This window comes from Streptomyces sp. TLI_185, from assembly GCF_003814765.1.
Lineage (GTDB): Bacteria > Actinomycetota > Actinomycetes > Streptomycetales > Streptomycetaceae > Streptomyces.
Genome location: NZ_RKRB01000001.1, coordinates 9786439 through 9800368 on the forward strand (window position 1 = coordinate 9786439; position 13930 = coordinate 9800368).

A 13930-nucleotide genomic window follows, 5' to 3' on the forward strand; every position below is an offset into this window, starting at 1 on the left:
AGTAAGTGCAGGTCCGTCCACCGGGGCGGACCGGCCGATCAGGGCCGGGGCCGAAACCGGACTCCTGCAGAATCAAGGCCGGATCGCGCGGCCGAGCGATGCTCTCTCCTCAACACCTGCTCCCGGCCCCGTGATCGGCGGCACGGCGACCTCGACGGTGCGGGCCAGCCGCGCTCCCTCGGGCCCGTACACGGCGCGCGGCTCGGGGAAGATCTGCAGCAGCGCCAGATACAGCACCGCGGCCACCACCAGCGACAGCGGCAGGCTGATGTCGATGCCGTTCGCGAGGTCGCCCAGCGGGCCGACGAACTGGCCCGGTATGTCGGTGAAGAGCACGCCGATGAGTGCGGACACCCACCACGCGGTCATGCCCCGCCAGTTCCAGCCGTGCGCGAACCAGTAACGGCCGCCGCGCTGACGGCGGTTGAAGACCTGGAGGGCCTCGGGGTCGTACCAGCCGCGCCGGGTGAAGAAGCCCAGCATCATGACGACCATCCACGGCGTGGTGCACGTGATGATCATCGTGGCGAAGGTGGAGATGGACTGGACGAGATCGAGCCCGAACCGGCCGATGAAGATGAACGCGATCGACAGGACGCCGACCAGCACCGTCGCCTGCACCCGCGACAGCCGTGGGAACACCGAGGAGAAGTCGAGCCCGGTGCCGTAGAGCGAGGTCGTCCCCGTCGACATGCCGCCGATCAGGGCGAGCAGACACACCGGCAGGAAGTACCAGGTCGGCGAGATGGCGAGCAGTCCGCCCACGAAGTCGGGGGCCGCCGGATCGACGTACTTGGGGGCCTTCGCGGCGATGATGCTCGCGGTCGCCAGACCGAAGACGAACGGCAGCAGAGTCGCGAGCTGCGACAGGAACGCGGCACCGATCACCCGGCGGCGCGGGGTGCTCGCCGGGATGTAGCGCGACCAGTCGCCGAGGAACGCCCCGAACGACACCGGGTTGGACAGCACGATCAGCGCCGCGCCGATGAACGACGGCCAGAACAGGGACCTGGTCGCCGCGTCCGCCGAATCCGTGAAGACACCGGCGTACGACGGGTCGAAGTCGCCGGCGAAGGCGATCGCGCCGAGCAGGAACAGCACGGTCGCCGAGGCCACCGCGACCTTGTTGACGAACAGCATGAACCGGAAGCCGTACACGCACACCGCGAGGACCAGGCCGGCGAACAGCGCGTACGCGACGACGTACGAGAGGTTGCTGCGCTGCAGGCCGAAGAGCCGGTGCGCACCGCCGACCAGGGCGTCCCCGGAGCTCCACACCGAGATCGAGAAGAACGCGATCGCGGTCAGCAGCGACAGGAACGAGCCGACCACGCGGCCGTGCACGCCCAGGTGTGCGGAGGACGAGACGGCGTTGTTCGTGCCGTTGACCGGGCCGAACACCGCCATCGGGCACAGGATCAGCGCGCCCGCGAGGACGCCGAGGAGGGTGGCCGCGAGGCCCTGCCGGAAGGAGAGGCCGAAAAGGATCGGGAAGGCGCCCAGGACACAGGTGGAGAAGGTGTTGGCGCCGCCGAAGGCGAGCCGGAACAGGTCGAGCGGGGTCGCGGTGCGGTCCGCGTCGGGGATGCGCTCGACGCCGTGGGCCTCGACCTCGGTGAGGGACGGCGGCGCGGGGGAGTCGGACGACTGCGAGGACAAGGTGGCTCCAGCGGGGACGGGGCGGTGGAGCGCGTTGTGGCGCGGCGGGGTGGACGGCCGGTCGCCGCCGCGAGGGTGTGCGGCGGGCAGGGCGGCCGTCCTCTCGGCGGTCTGCCGACCGTAGGGCGGCGTGCAAGCCCCGCACCAGAGGACGGTTCATCCATCTTTCGCGTGGAGAGTGTACGAATCCTCCATCAGTCGTCGTCGGTCGGTGTGTCCGTCGAACGGTCCGTGGCGGCGTCCTGCGGTTCCGTGTCCGGGCCCTGTGCCCGCACCCGCTGGACGTGTTCGAGGGATTCACGCAGCTCGGCGAGCCAGTCGTCGGTGTGCCGCTGGACCAGGCGCACACACCAGGCGAGGGCGTCGCTGCGGCTGCGGGCCACCCCGCCGGCGATCAGGGTGTCGAGGACCTGGCGCTCCGGCTGGCGCAGCCGGGTCATCACGGGCGCGGCCACATGGGTGAACAGGGCGCGCTCCCCGCCGCACTCCACGCCCCAGGAGACCTTCCGGCGGAAGCGGTGCTCGGCCTCGCGGGCGACCTCGATGCGCGCCTCCCGAGTGCGCTCCCGGAACTCCTGGATCCTGCCCTGGACGGCGGCCTCCCGCTCGGCGTCCGACGCGCCCTCGGTGAGCCGGGGCGCGGGGATGCGGCCGATCACGGTGATCTCCTCGCGGTCGACCGTGAGCTCGGCCAACTCCTCGAAGAGGTCCTCGGGCAGACGGCCGGCGAACCAGCCGCGCAGCTTCTCTCGTTGCTCTGTCGTAATCATGTAATGACGATTACTCGCCGCTGGGATGAACGCAAGGGGGTGTGGAGGAGTCCGCCGACAGCTCAACCGGAATGTTTCAGGCCTATTAACGAAGCGCAGGAAATCAGCCACTTGGCTGCTTCGGGCGATCAAGAACCGCTCAGTTCCGGGGTTCAGCCGGTCAAATTCCGTGACTTCGCGCCACTGTTTCAACACGCAAGGTTACTGAAACGCATGGGGTCGAGGTGTGTTTCCGCGGCGGACTCGGCAGACTCGCGCTCGCCGGTCCGGCACCAACCCAGAACGGGCCGGCACACCCTCGAATCCTGCGGAAGGATGCACACAATGCGGAACACCGCGCGCTGGGCAGCCACCCTCGCCCTCACGGCCACCGCCGTCTGCGGACCCCTGACCGGGGCCGCGCTCGCCGCCCCGGCCGCCGCCCCTGCCTCGCTCTACGCCCCCTCGGCCCTGGTGCTCACCATCGGTCACGGCGAGAGCGCGGCCGCCGCGACCCCGCTGCGGGCCGTCACCCTGACCTGTGCCCCGACGGCCTCCGGCACTCACCCGGCCCCGGCCCTCGCCTGCGCCGAACTGCGCGGGGCCGCCGGTGACTTCGACGCCCTGGCGGCGAGAGACGACGCGCTGTGTACCAAGGAGTACAACCCGGTCGTCGTCACGGTCGACGGCGTCTGGCAGGGCAAGCGCGTCTCCTACGAACGGACCTTCGGCAACGAGTGCGTGAAGAGCTCCTACGGGAACAGCGTCTTCGCGTTCTGAGAGACCGGGATCGCGGAGCCCTCGTGCACACCTGAAGAGGCACGCAGTTGGGGAGTGCGAGTCCCTTGTCGCGGGGTACCCGTCGATCTCGCACCAGGGGTCGGCCGGGCGGAGTGGGGCCGCCCGCCGACTCCTGGCATCAGTTCCGCCCCTCCCCGGGGATCGCGGGGAGGGGCGGAAAGCGTCCCAGCAGTCCCGCACCGCTCAGCAGCCGCCGGATGGCGGGTGCGTCGGAGACGATGCGGAGCCGGCCGCCGCGCTCCCGGGCCCGCGACTCGGCCCGGCACAGCACTCGCAGGCCCGAACAGTCGAAGAACTCGACCTGACGCAGGTCGACCAGCACATCCGGGACCGGCACCGCGGTCGCCGCGTCCAGGTGTTCCTGGAGGAACTCCGCTGTCGCCAGATCGATCTCACCCGCGGCCAGGACCACGGTGAACGGGCTGCCGGCCCGAGTGCGGGCATGAGGGTTCGCCGCGGGCGGTTCGGAAGCGCGGTCGTGCGTATGCGGCGTCATGTCCGCTCCACCTAGGCAAAGGGCGCATTTGATCTCGGTAGCTACCCCGGCGGGTGGGGGAACATCCCCGACACGCCGAGCGCAAGATCTGGTTCACTCGACCTACTGAATTGTGGTGGAGGTGCTTGACATTTTGCGGTCGCAACGGCTGAAGAGTCCTGCTTCAGCGTGTCGGGGTCGCGATGCGCAGAGGCAGCGGATCCGGGGAAGCGGGCGCCTCGTCGAGACTGTTGATCTTCGCCCACCAGGATGTACCGTCCTCGATCTGTCGCAGCAGGACGCCTTCGCGGATCGCCCAGGGGCAGATCGTGACCACTCTGAGGCCGGTCAGCTTCATCGAGGTGTGGGCGACCACCGCGCCGGCCAGGCTCTGCGCGGCGCGCGGCGCGGAGATGCCGGGGAGCCCGGCGCGTTCGGCGGCCGGCAGTGCGGCCAGGCGGCCGATGGCGACCCGTAGGTCCGAGCGCTCCAACTGCCGTTCCACGAACGGGCCGTGGCGCCCGGGCGGCGCTCCGCACAGCCGTCCCAGCTGCTGGAAGGTGCGCGAGGTGGCCACCGCCGTGCGCGGACCTTCCCAGCGGATCCGCGCGGCAACGTCCCGCAGCTGGTGCCGGACCTTCCGGCGCAGCGCCCTCAGCTGCTCCTGCGGCGGCGGATCCAGCTCGTGGAAGAACTCATGGGTCAGCCGTCCCGCCCCCAGCGGCAGCGAGGCCACGAAGTCGGGCAACCGGCCGCGCCCGAAGGCCACTTCGAGCGAACCGCCGCCGATGTCCAGCAGCGCGAGGGGCCCCGACCGCCAGCCCATCCAGCGCCGCGCCCCGAGAAAAGTCAGCTCGGCCTCGACCTCGCCGGGCAGCGTGCACAACTCGACCCCGGTCCGGGTCCGGACGGTGCGCAGTACTTCCCGGCGGTTCGGAGCCGCACGCACCACCGCGGTCGCAAAGGCCAGCGGTGGGGTCGCACCCCAGCGGGCCGCGGTGCGGCTCGCGTCGGCGACCGCCCCGGCGATGCGGTCGATGTCCTCCTCGGGAATGCTGCTCCCCGGCCTCACGTGTTCGGACAGCCTCAGGCGCCACTTGGCGGTGTGGACCGGCAGCGGCACCCCGCCCTCCGCATCCGCCACAACCAGCCGGACCGTGTTCGACCCCACATCCACCACGCTGATTCGCATGGGCCAGGGGGTACCCAATTCCGGGCAGGCCAACGCCCGTCAGTCCCCGCGCCAGGGTGTCAGTCGCGGCCACCAGCCCGGCACCGCGCGCCGGTAGCGGGTGTAGTCGGCGCCGAACCGGCGGGTCAGCGCGGGCTGCTCGTACCACGTCGCGAACGCCCACATCGCCCCTCCCGCGCAGGCGCCGTACCCGAACAGCAGCGGCCGGGCGAGCAGCAGGCCCTGACCGCCGATCGCCGCAATCACCGCGACGTACATCGGATTGCGGACGTACCGGTACAGCCCGCCCACCACCAGGTGCTCGGGCGGCGCGACCGGCGCCGGCGTACCCACGCCCTCGACCACGAAGCGGACGTAGGCCGACAGCAAGACAACTGCCGCCCCGGCGAGCGGGAGCAGGCCGAGCACGCGCACGGGCGGCCACCAGTCGCCCGCCCGCCAGCCGGTCAGCCACCACGGCAGCAGGACGACCACGGTGCCGGGCGCGAGGAACAGGAAGACCGTGGCCCCGAGTGCCGCCGCCGTTTTGCGCATACGGCCACCATGGCAGCGAGGAGGGGCCGCCGTCTCCCTGCGGACGGCGGCCCCTCGGACCCGTGCGGCTCGAGCCGGTGCGGCTCGGAGCGGATCGATCACATGTGGACGACCGGTGCGGCGTCCGCGTCCTGCTCCGGCACCCCACTGCGGAAGAGCATGAAGGCGATCACCGCGCCGACGGCGAACAGGCCCGCCGACCACCAGAAGGCGGTGGTGTAGCTCTCGATCGTCGCCTGGGCCTGCACCAGCTTGCTGGTCGCGTCCTTGCCGGCCAGGTAGTCGGTCGCCGCGCTCGCGGCCAGGGTGCTCAGCAGCGCCGTACCGATCGAACCGCCCACCTGCTGCATGGCGTTGACCGTGGCGGAGGCGACGCCCGCGTCCTCGGCGGCCACCCCGCCGGTGGCCAGTTGCATGGACGCCGGCATCACGAGGCCGAGGCCGACACCGATCACGATGAGCTGGGGCAGCACCGCGCTGACGTAGCTCGAACCGACGCCGATCCCGGTCAGCCAGGCCATGCCGACCGCGGCGATCGCGAAGCCCAGCGGGACGACGACCTTGGGCCCGATCCGCGGCACAAGGGCGGTGGTGCCGAGCTGTGCCGCCACCATCAGCGCACCGACCATCGGCAGGAACGCCACACCGGTCTTGGTCGGGCTGAAGCCCAGGTTCAGCTGCAGGTAGTAGGTGAGGAAGAGGAACACACCGAACATGCCGCCGCCGGAGATCAGCACCGCGAGGAACGAGGCCGCCCGGTTGCGGTCCAGCAGGATGCGCAGGGGCAGCAGCGGGTGTGCGGCCTTGGTCTGCCACCAGGCGAAGGCCGCGAGCAGCACACCGCCCGCGATCAGGAAGCCCCAGGTCAGGCCCGAACCCCAGTCGTGCGTCTCGGCGTTGGAGAAGCCGTAGACCAGCGAGAACAGACCGGCGGCGACCAGCACGGTGCCCGGCACGTCCAGCTTGGAGTTCCCGGCGTCGCGGTGGTTGGTCAGCAGCAGCCAGCCGCCCACGAAGGCGAGGACGGCGATTGCGACGTTCACGTACAGCGTCCAGCGCCAGTCGAACGCGTCGGTCAGGACGCCGCCGAGCAGCAGGCCCACGGCACCGCCGGCCCCGGCGATGGCGCCGTAGACGCTGAAGGCCCTTGCGCGCTCCCGGGCGTCGGTGAAGGTCGTGTTGAGCAGGGAGAGCGCGGCCGGCGCGAGCAGTGCGCCGAAGGCACCCTGCAGGGCACGCGCGGTGACCAGCATGCCGAAGCCGTTCGCGGCACCGCCGAGCGCGGAGACGGCGGCGAAGCCGACCACACCTATGAGGAAGGCCGTCTTGCGGCCGAAGAGGTCGGCGATACGTCCGCCGAGCAGCAGCAGGGAGGCGAACGACAGCGCGTACGCGGTGACGATCCACTGCCGGTTGCCGTCGGAGAAGCCGAGGTCGGCCTGGGCCGAGGGCAGGGCGATGTTCACGATGGTGGCGTCCAGCACCACCATCAGCTGTGCAACGGCGACGACCGCGAGGATCCACCATCGCTTCGACGAGGCGGCGGGCGCGTCCTCGACCGCCCGTCCGGGGGCGCTGTCGGTCAGGGTCTTCTGAGACATGGGAGAACCACTCCAGGGAAGTCGTTCGGGGCTTTGAACGAAACTGTTTCGTACACCAGCAGACTAGACCCCTCGCGAGCGAAACGGCAACGTTTCGCTGGGTGTGGCCTTCCTCGCATATTCCTTGACAGGCATATAACTGCAGAGGCATATTGACTCCATGTCCGATGCCGCCCTCTGGACCGCCCTCGCCGATCCGCACCGGCGGGCCATCGTCGCCCTGCTCCTGGAGCGGCCGCGGCCCGTCGGGGAGATCGTGGAGGCATGCGGTCTGAGCCAGCCGGGCACGTCCAAGCATCTGAAGGTGCTGCGCGAGGCGGGCCTGGTGCGGGTGCGGCAGGAGGCGCAGCGCCGCGTCTACGCGCTCGACCCGGCACCCATCGCCGAGCTCGACGCATGGCTCGCCCCGTACCGCAGGCTGTGGAACCGCAGCCTGGACGCCCTGGGCCGCCGCCTCGACGAGACGGCGTCGGACGATCCCGAGGAACCCGTCCCGAAGGACTGAACCACCATGGCCGCTGATCTCACCGGCACCTATCTGACCCTGGACGACGGCCGCCCGGCCGTCCGCTTCAGCCGTACCTACGACCATCCCATCGAGCGCGTCTGGCAGTTCGTCACCGACGCCGAGGAACTCGCCCACTGGTTCCCCTCGCGCGCCGAGATCGACCCGCGCCCCGGCGGCACGATCAACTTCAGCGGCGACCCGAACATGCCCGAGTCCACGGGCCGGGTGCTGGCTCTCGACGAGCCGCGTCACCTGTCCTTCGAATGGGGCGGCGACGAGCTGCACTTCGACCTGGAGGCACTGGACGCCAAGCGCACCCGCTTCACCCTCACCAACGTCCTGCAGGCAGCCGACACTGCCGCCCGCAACGGCGCCGGCTGGGAGGTGTGCCTGGCCGCCCTCGACGCGAAGGCGCAGGGAGAGCGGTCCGAGGGGCCGCACGCCGGGGCGAGCGCTCCCTGGAAGGAGTTCTACGAGGGGTACGTCGAGGCCGGTGTGCCCTCCGGGGCACCGGTGCCCGGCCTCGACTGACCCCTCACGCCATCTGCCGCCGCACCAGCTCGTGCAGCCGCCCGTTCGTGTCCGCGAGCAGCTGCGCGGGCGGGCCCTGCTGGGCGACCTTGCCGTCCTCCATCACGATCACGCGGTCCGCGTCCAGGACCGTGGAGAGGCGGTGCGCGATGACGACGCGGGTGGCGTTGAGGGCCTTGGTCGACTCGATCACCGTGCGCTGCGTCTCGTTGTCGAGGGCGCTGGTCGCCTCGTCGAAGAAGAGGATGCGCGGCCGGCGGATCAACGCCTGCGCGATCATGAGGCGTTGACGCTGGCCGCCGGAGACGGCGCCGCTGCCCTGGACGATCGTGTGCAGTCCCATCGGCATCCGTTTGATGTCCTCGGCGAGCCCCGCCATCTCGGCCGCCGCCATCGCCTCCTCCGGCGTGTACGGCTCGGTGCCGCAGATGACGTCCAGGATGGAACCGGTGAACGGCTGCGCGTGCTGCAGCACGACACCGCACTGCCGGCGCACCGCCGACTGGTCGAGCGCGCCGAGGTCCTGGCCGTCGTACAGGACACTGCCCGAGACCGGCTTGTCGAAGCCGATCAGCAGCCTGAGCAGCGTCGACTTGCCGCAGCCGCTGGGGCCGACGATCGCCACGAACTCACCCGGGCGTATCTCGAACGACACGTCGTCCAGAACCAGCGGACCGTCGTCCGTGTAGCGGAAGGACAGCCGCCGGGCCTCGATCGCGCCGGACAGCGGGCCCGGCCGGGTGCTCGCGGTGCGCACCTCCGGCGTCGCCTCCAGCACCGGCTTGATCTCCTCGAACAGCGGCAGCGCGGCCACCGTGGAGACGAATGCGCTGGTCAGCTGGGTGACGGAGGTCAGCACCATCGTCACCGAGGTGTTGAAGGTCAGGAATGCGGCCGCCGACATCACCCCGCGCGCCGGGCCCGCCAGCAGCATGAACATCAGCAGGGTGCACAGCGGCAGATAGACCGCGCCCATCACCGTGGTGAGGTTCTTGATCCGGCCGACCTTCTGCTGCAGTTCACGGCTGTGCGCGAACTCCGAGGCCCAGGCCGCGTAGGCGTAGTTCTCGGCCGCCGCGACCCTGAGCTTCGGCAGACCGCGCAGGGTCTGGAAGGCCTGGTTGTTCAGCTTGTTGCTGAGCACGACCAGCTTGCGCTGCCAGCGCACCTGCCACAGGCCGAGCCCGAGGAAGACACCGGCGATGACGACGAGCATGGCGATCGCCGCCAGCGCCATCGACGGGCTGTACCAGAACAGCAGCCCCAGGTTCATCGCGCCGACCGTCACCGACTGGGCGATGACGGGCCCGAGCCCGGCCATCATGCGGCGAATCGAGCTGATGCCCATGGCCGCGCTGGCCAACTCGCCGGTCGAGCGTTCGGTGAAGAACTTGGTGGGGAGCCTGAGCAGCCGGTCCCAGACCGCCGGCTGGAGCGTGGCCTCGATCCGGCCCTCCAGACGGAGCATGGTGAGGTTCTCCAGCAGCATGAAGGCCGCCGCCACGACGCTGGTGAGCATCACGGCCAGACAGACCTGCGCGATCAGGCCAGTCTGCGCCTTCGGGACGAACTCGCCCAGCACCTTGCCGGTCGCGATCGGCACCAGCGCGCCGATCGCCACCGTCACCAGACCGCTCAGCAGCAGATTGGTCAGGTCGCTGCCGGTACCGCGCATGCTGAACCGCAGTAGCCGCAAGGGGCTCAGCGTCCGTTCGGGCAGCGGGCGGTAGAACATCACCGCGCGCGGCTCGAACTCCTCCGCGTTGTCCTTCTCGATCGGCGTCTCACGTCCGGTCGCCGGATGTACGGCGACGTAACCGCCGCGCCGCCACAGCAGCGCGACCGGCGCACCCGACAGGGCACGGTGGCCCACCAGCGGGCCGACGTTGTCCCGCCACCAGCGGCCGTCCAGGCGCACGGCCCGGGTGCGGACGCGGGAGGCGATCGCCACGAGTTCCACCGGATCCAGGCGATCGCTCTCGGTGCCGCTCTGCGCGGGTTCGGCAAGCTGGATCCCGGCCGCCTCGGCGACCAGCTTGCACGCCGCGTACGAGGCGTCCGCGTCGGCGGCCGTGGTGCGCTTGCCGGACGACTTGCCGATGGAGGCCAGCAGCGTGCGGTCGGCCTGGGCACGGACCGCCTCACCGGCCTTGATACCGGCGGCCGTCCGCGTCTCATGCGTGCGCTCCAGCTGCTCGATCCAGCGGTCCAGCGTGGTCAGCAGCCGGTACTGCTGATCGACCATGCTCTGCCAGACCGCAGGGTCCATCAGCAGGTCGGCGGCCGCCTCGGCGCCGTACAGCGAGCCGTACTGCACGCTGCCCGGCGGGACCTGCATCCAGAACACGTCGTCGTCGGTCACCTCGGCGGCCGACCCCTCGGTCGCCATCGGCGCCTGGAAGAGGACGGACAGGCTGCGGCCGACGCCGAGGGCGAGGGCGTATTCGAGGGGGCTGGTCGTCGGCGGGACGTACTGGGCGTTGCCGTACTCGTCGTAGGACCAGCTCTGGGTGTCGGCCGTCTGGTACAGCTCGCGCAGGCCGATGCGGTGGACGACGCAGTCCCTCAACGGGCGTGCGACAAGGGTGTGTTGGGGGCCCGGGACCGGGCCCAGGATCAGCGAGCCCGCCTCCAGGCGGCCCAGGTGGTGCCAGTGGCCCTGCAGCACGGCGTCCACCGCGAACAGGTCGAGGCTGCCGGCCGCGACCAGCCACAGCACCTGCGGGCCCTCCAGGTCGAGCCGGGTCAGGCCCGAGCAGTCGACGTAGGTGCCCATGGAGCCGAGGGCGCCGAGAACCAGGTCGCCTTCGTGTGCGGTCGTCATCTCATCGCTCCCTGACCAGCGCCGCGTACGCGCCGCCGCGTGTCACCAGGTCCTCGTGCCGCCCGCGTTCCACGATCGTGCCGTGCTGGAGTACGACGATCTCGTCGCTGTCGCGCACCGTGCTGAGCCGGTGGGCGATCACCACGCAGGCACAGCCGCGCTTGCGCAGGTTGTCCATCACGACCTGCTCGGTCTCCGCGTCCAGCGCGCTGGTCACCTCGTCGAGGACCAGGATGCTGGGCCGGCGCACCAGCGCCCGGGCGATCTCCAGGCGCTGACGCTGCCCGCCGGAGAAGTTGCGGCCGTCCTGCTCGACCTTGCTGTGGATGCCACCCGGCCTGCGCGTCACGACGTCGTAGAGCGCGGCGTCCCGCAGCGCGTCGACGACCGCGTCGTCCGGGATCGACGGGTCCCACAGGGCCACGTTGTCGCGGACCGAGCCCTCGAAGAGGAAGACCTCCTGGTCGACGAAGGAGACCGAGGCGGCGAGCGCGCCGCGCGGGATGTCGTCCAGTCGCTGTCCGTCGATGCGGATCACGCCCTCCCAGGGGGTGTACAGGCCCGAGATCAGGCGGGAGACCGTGGACTTGCCGCTTCCCGAGCCGCCGACCAGAGCGACCTGCTGGCCGGGGCCGACCGTCAGGTCGAAGCCGGTGAGCAGCGGCTTGTCGAGCGGGTTGTAGCCGAAGGTGATGTTCTGCAGCTCGACATGGCCGTGCAGACGGCGCGTGGAGTCGCCGGCGCCGGGGCGGCCGTAGAGCGGGTCGGCCTGGAAGTTCTCGACGTCCTTCAGCCGGGCCACGTCGGCGGCGAAGTCCTGGATGCGGCCCGCGACGCCGTTCAGGCGGGTGATCGGCGCGGTGAAGCGGGTGACCAGGGCCTGGAAGGCGACCAGCAGACCGACCGAGATACCGCCCTCGACCGCGCGCATGCCGCCGATCCACAGGATCAGCGCGCTGTTCAGCGAAGCCAGCGTCGGCGCGACCACGCCCAGCCAGGCGCTCGGCACACCCAGCCGCTGCTGCTCCTCCAGGGTGGTGGCGTGCTGCCCGGCCCACTTGCGGAAGTAGCCGTCCTCGCCGCCGGTCGCCTTCATCGTCTCGATCAGCTGCAGGCCGGTGTAGGCGGTGTTGGTGAGCCGGGCGCTGTCGGCCCGCAGCTTCGCCGTCCGGGTGGCGCGCAGCCGGATCACGACCCGCATGGCGACGATGTTCAGCAGGGCCACGCCGATGCCGAGGAACGTCAGCTGCGGGTCGTACGTGTACAGCAGCACCGCGTAGAGCACCACGACCACGGCGTCCACGCCCGCCGCCGCCAGGTCGCGCGCCAGGGTCTCGGCCACCTGGTCGTTGGACTGCAGGCGCTGCACCAGGTCGGCGGGGCTGCGCTGGGCGAAGAACGTCACCGGCAGCCGCAGCAGATGCCGCAGGAAGCGGGCGCTGGAGAGGGTGGAGGAGATGATGCGGCCGCGCAGCAGATTCGCCTGCTGCAGCCACGTCAGCACAACTGTGAGCAGCACGGACGCGCCCATCGACGCGAACAGCACGCCCAGCAGCGAGGTCTTCCCGCCGATCAGGAACTCGTCGATGTACGTCCGGCTGAGGGCCGGCACCGCCGCACCGACCGCGACCAGCAGCAGGCTCGCCAGCACCGCGGCGGGCATGGTGCCCGCGGTGCCGCGCAGCCGGGCCGGCATCGCGCCCAGGATCCCGGGCTTGCGACCGCCCTTGCTGAAGCCCTCGCCGGGCTCCATCACCAGCACGACGCCGGTGAAGCTGCCGTCGAAGTCCTCCATCGGCACGAAACGGCGGCCCTTGCCGGGGTCGTTGATGTACACGCCCCGGCGGCCGAAACGGCGCCCCATGCCGTCGTAGACGACGTAGTGGTTGAACTCCCAGAACAGGACGGCCGGCGTCTTCACCTCGGCGAGGGCGGCCGTGTCCATCTGCATGCCCTTGGCCGTCAGACCGTAACTGCGGGCCGCCTTCAGCAGGTTGCTGGCGCGTGAGCCGTCGCGGGAGACACCGCAGGCGATGCGCAGCTCCTCCAGCGGGACGTGCTTGCCGTAGTGGCCGAGGACCATCGCGAGGGAGGCGGCGCCGCACTCCACGGCCTCCATCTGCAGGACCGTCGGAGTACGGACGGTCTTCGCCTTGCCCTTGGGGACGGGGCGCTTGGGCGGAGCGGCACGGCGCCTGCTCCGCGTCTCCTGTGCGGTGCTCACGGCAGCAGCCAATCGACGGGACGCTGATCGGCCAGCCGGATCGAACCCGAGGCCAGGGTCATGGAGGTGAGGCTGAAGGGCGGCCCGTCCGCGGACGACCATTTGTAGCCGCTCTTCGTGCCCGACGATTTGTCCAGCTTGACCAGTACGGCCACCGGGCGGCCCTTCTTGGTGAACTGCTCGCCCAGCTGGCTGTCCCCGAGGAACGCGGCGATCTGCTGGGCCGACTGCGCCGAGCGGTCCACCGACTTCACATGACCGCGCAGCACGCCGTACGTCTGGGTCGGCACCGACGAGACAGTCAGGTCCACGGCGGCGTTCGCGGGGATGGAGGCCGCATTCTCGGCAGGCACGTACACCGTGGCGTACAGGGGGTCCCCGGCGTGCGCGACCTTCTCCACGGCGGCGACGTTCGCGCCGGTCTGGATGATCTGGCCGATGGTCGCGGCGAGCCCGGTGATCCGGCCCGCGGCGACGGTACGGACGACGCTGTCGCCCTGGGCCGTACGCACCTTCAGGACCGGGGAGCCGGCCGGCAGCCGCTCGCCCTGCTTGGCGAGCACCGCCGTGACCTGGCCCGCGACCGGGCTCTGCAGGATGTAGCTGCCCTCACCGTGCGTGAGGATGGCGGGCGCGCCCACCGTGGAGGTCACCGAGCCGGTGACCGCCCACACGGAGGCGGCCGCCATCGCGACCACCGTCACCGACAGGACGAGCCAGCCCTGAGGGCGGGCGAAACGCACCGGAAGATCGAGCTCCTCCGGCGACTGGAGCTTGGCGAGGGCCTGCTGGCGGAACTGCACGGAACTTTCCCTCACCTGAAAACGAGAGA

Annotated in this window: 12 protein-coding genes; 3 read left to right on the top strand and 9 right to left on the bottom strand. The window is 70.7% G+C overall.

The window, feature by feature from the left end:
• Window positions 1–72 precede the first annotated feature (72 nt).
• Together EDD92_RS44965 and EDD92_RS44970 are read right to left on the bottom strand one after the other, a co-directional pair.
• The gene (locus EDD92_RS44965) at window positions 73–1659 is read right to left on the bottom strand and encodes a cytosine permease (protein WP_123969599.1); all 1587 of its coding nucleotides are present in this window, start codon (window positions 1657–1659) and stop codon (window positions 73–75) included.
• A 194-nt stretch (window positions 1660–1853) separates the two neighbouring features.
• Entirely contained in the window at window positions 1854–2429 is a 576-nt protein-coding gene (locus EDD92_RS44970; protein ID WP_123969600.1) for a hypothetical protein, read from the bottom strand.
• A gap of 324 nt (window positions 2430–2753) precedes the next feature.
• On the opposite strand from EDD92_RS44970, the gene EDD92_RS44975 reads away from it, so the two are divergent.
• Complete coding sequence (locus tag EDD92_RS44975; protein WP_123969601.1) at window positions 2754–3188, top strand: protease inhibitor; 435 nt, start codon at window positions 2754–2756, stop codon at window positions 3186–3188.
• Between the two features lie 139 nt (window positions 3189–3327).
• Here the strand turns inward: EDD92_RS44975 and EDD92_RS44980 are convergent, their stop codons facing one another.
• The 4 genes from EDD92_RS44980 to EDD92_RS44995 all read right to left on the bottom strand — a co-directional run bounded on the left by EDD92_RS44980 (window position 3328) and on the right by EDD92_RS44995 (window position 7011).
• Window positions 3328–3705 (bottom strand): STAS domain-containing protein, encoded by a 378-nt coding sequence (locus EDD92_RS44980; RefSeq protein WP_123969602.1) that lies wholly within the window; start codon window positions 3703–3705, stop codon window positions 3328–3330.
• Between the two features lie 163 nt (window positions 3706–3868).
• Window positions 3869–4876, bottom strand: coding sequence for a Ppx/GppA family phosphatase (locus EDD92_RS44985; protein WP_123969603.1), 1008 nt, complete (start codon window positions 4874–4876; stop codon window positions 3869–3871).
• 39 nt (window positions 4877–4915) lie between these two features.
• Complete coding sequence (locus EDD92_RS44990) at window positions 4916–5410, bottom strand: isoprenylcysteine carboxylmethyltransferase family protein (RefSeq protein WP_123969604.1); 495 nt, start codon at window positions 5408–5410, stop codon at window positions 4916–4918.
• Window positions 5411–5508: 98 nt separating this feature from the next.
• Complete coding sequence (locus EDD92_RS44995; RefSeq protein ID WP_123969605.1) at window positions 5509–7011, bottom strand: MFS transporter; 1503 nt, start codon at window positions 7009–7011, stop codon at window positions 5509–5511.
• A gap of 160 nt (window positions 7012–7171) precedes the next feature.
• On the opposite strand from EDD92_RS44995, the gene EDD92_RS45000 reads away from it, so the two are divergent.
• The gene (locus tag EDD92_RS45000; RefSeq protein ID WP_123969606.1) at window positions 7172–7516 is read left to right on the top strand and encodes a helix-turn-helix transcriptional regulator; all 345 of its coding nucleotides are present in this window, start codon (window positions 7172–7174) and stop codon (window positions 7514–7516) included.
• A 6-nt stretch (window positions 7517–7522) separates the two neighbouring features.
• Window positions 7523–8050 (top strand): SRPBCC family protein, encoded by a 528-nt coding sequence (locus EDD92_RS45005; RefSeq protein WP_123969607.1) that lies wholly within the window; start codon window positions 7523–7525, stop codon window positions 8048–8050.
• A gap of 4 nt (window positions 8051–8054) precedes the next feature.
• On the opposite strand, the gene EDD92_RS45010 is transcribed toward EDD92_RS45005, so the two are convergent.
• The 3 genes from EDD92_RS45010 to EDD92_RS45020 are packed head-to-tail and all read right to left on the bottom strand — an operon-like array spanning window position 8055 to window position 13901.
• Window positions 8055–10874 carry an NHLP bacteriocin export ABC transporter permease/ATPase subunit gene (locus EDD92_RS45010; RefSeq protein WP_123969608.1) on the bottom strand — a complete coding sequence of 940 codons (2820 nt, stop codon included), beginning with the start codon at window positions 10872–10874 and terminating at the stop codon, window positions 8055–8057.
• Between the two features lies 1 nt (window position 10875).
• On the bottom strand, window positions 10876–13098 hold the full coding sequence (locus EDD92_RS45015; protein WP_123969609.1) for an NHLP family bacteriocin export ABC transporter peptidase/permease/ATPase subunit: 2223 nt from the start codon (window positions 13096–13098) through the stop codon (window positions 10876–10878).
• Window positions 13095–13901: an HlyD family efflux transporter periplasmic adaptor subunit gene (locus EDD92_RS45020; RefSeq protein ID WP_123969610.1), complete on the bottom strand. Its 807-nt coding sequence runs from the start codon at window positions 13899–13901 to the stop codon at window positions 13095–13097. Before EDD92_RS45020 ends, EDD92_RS45015 begins: the two co-directional genes overlap by 4 nt.
• Window positions 13902–13930 lie beyond the last annotated feature (29 nt).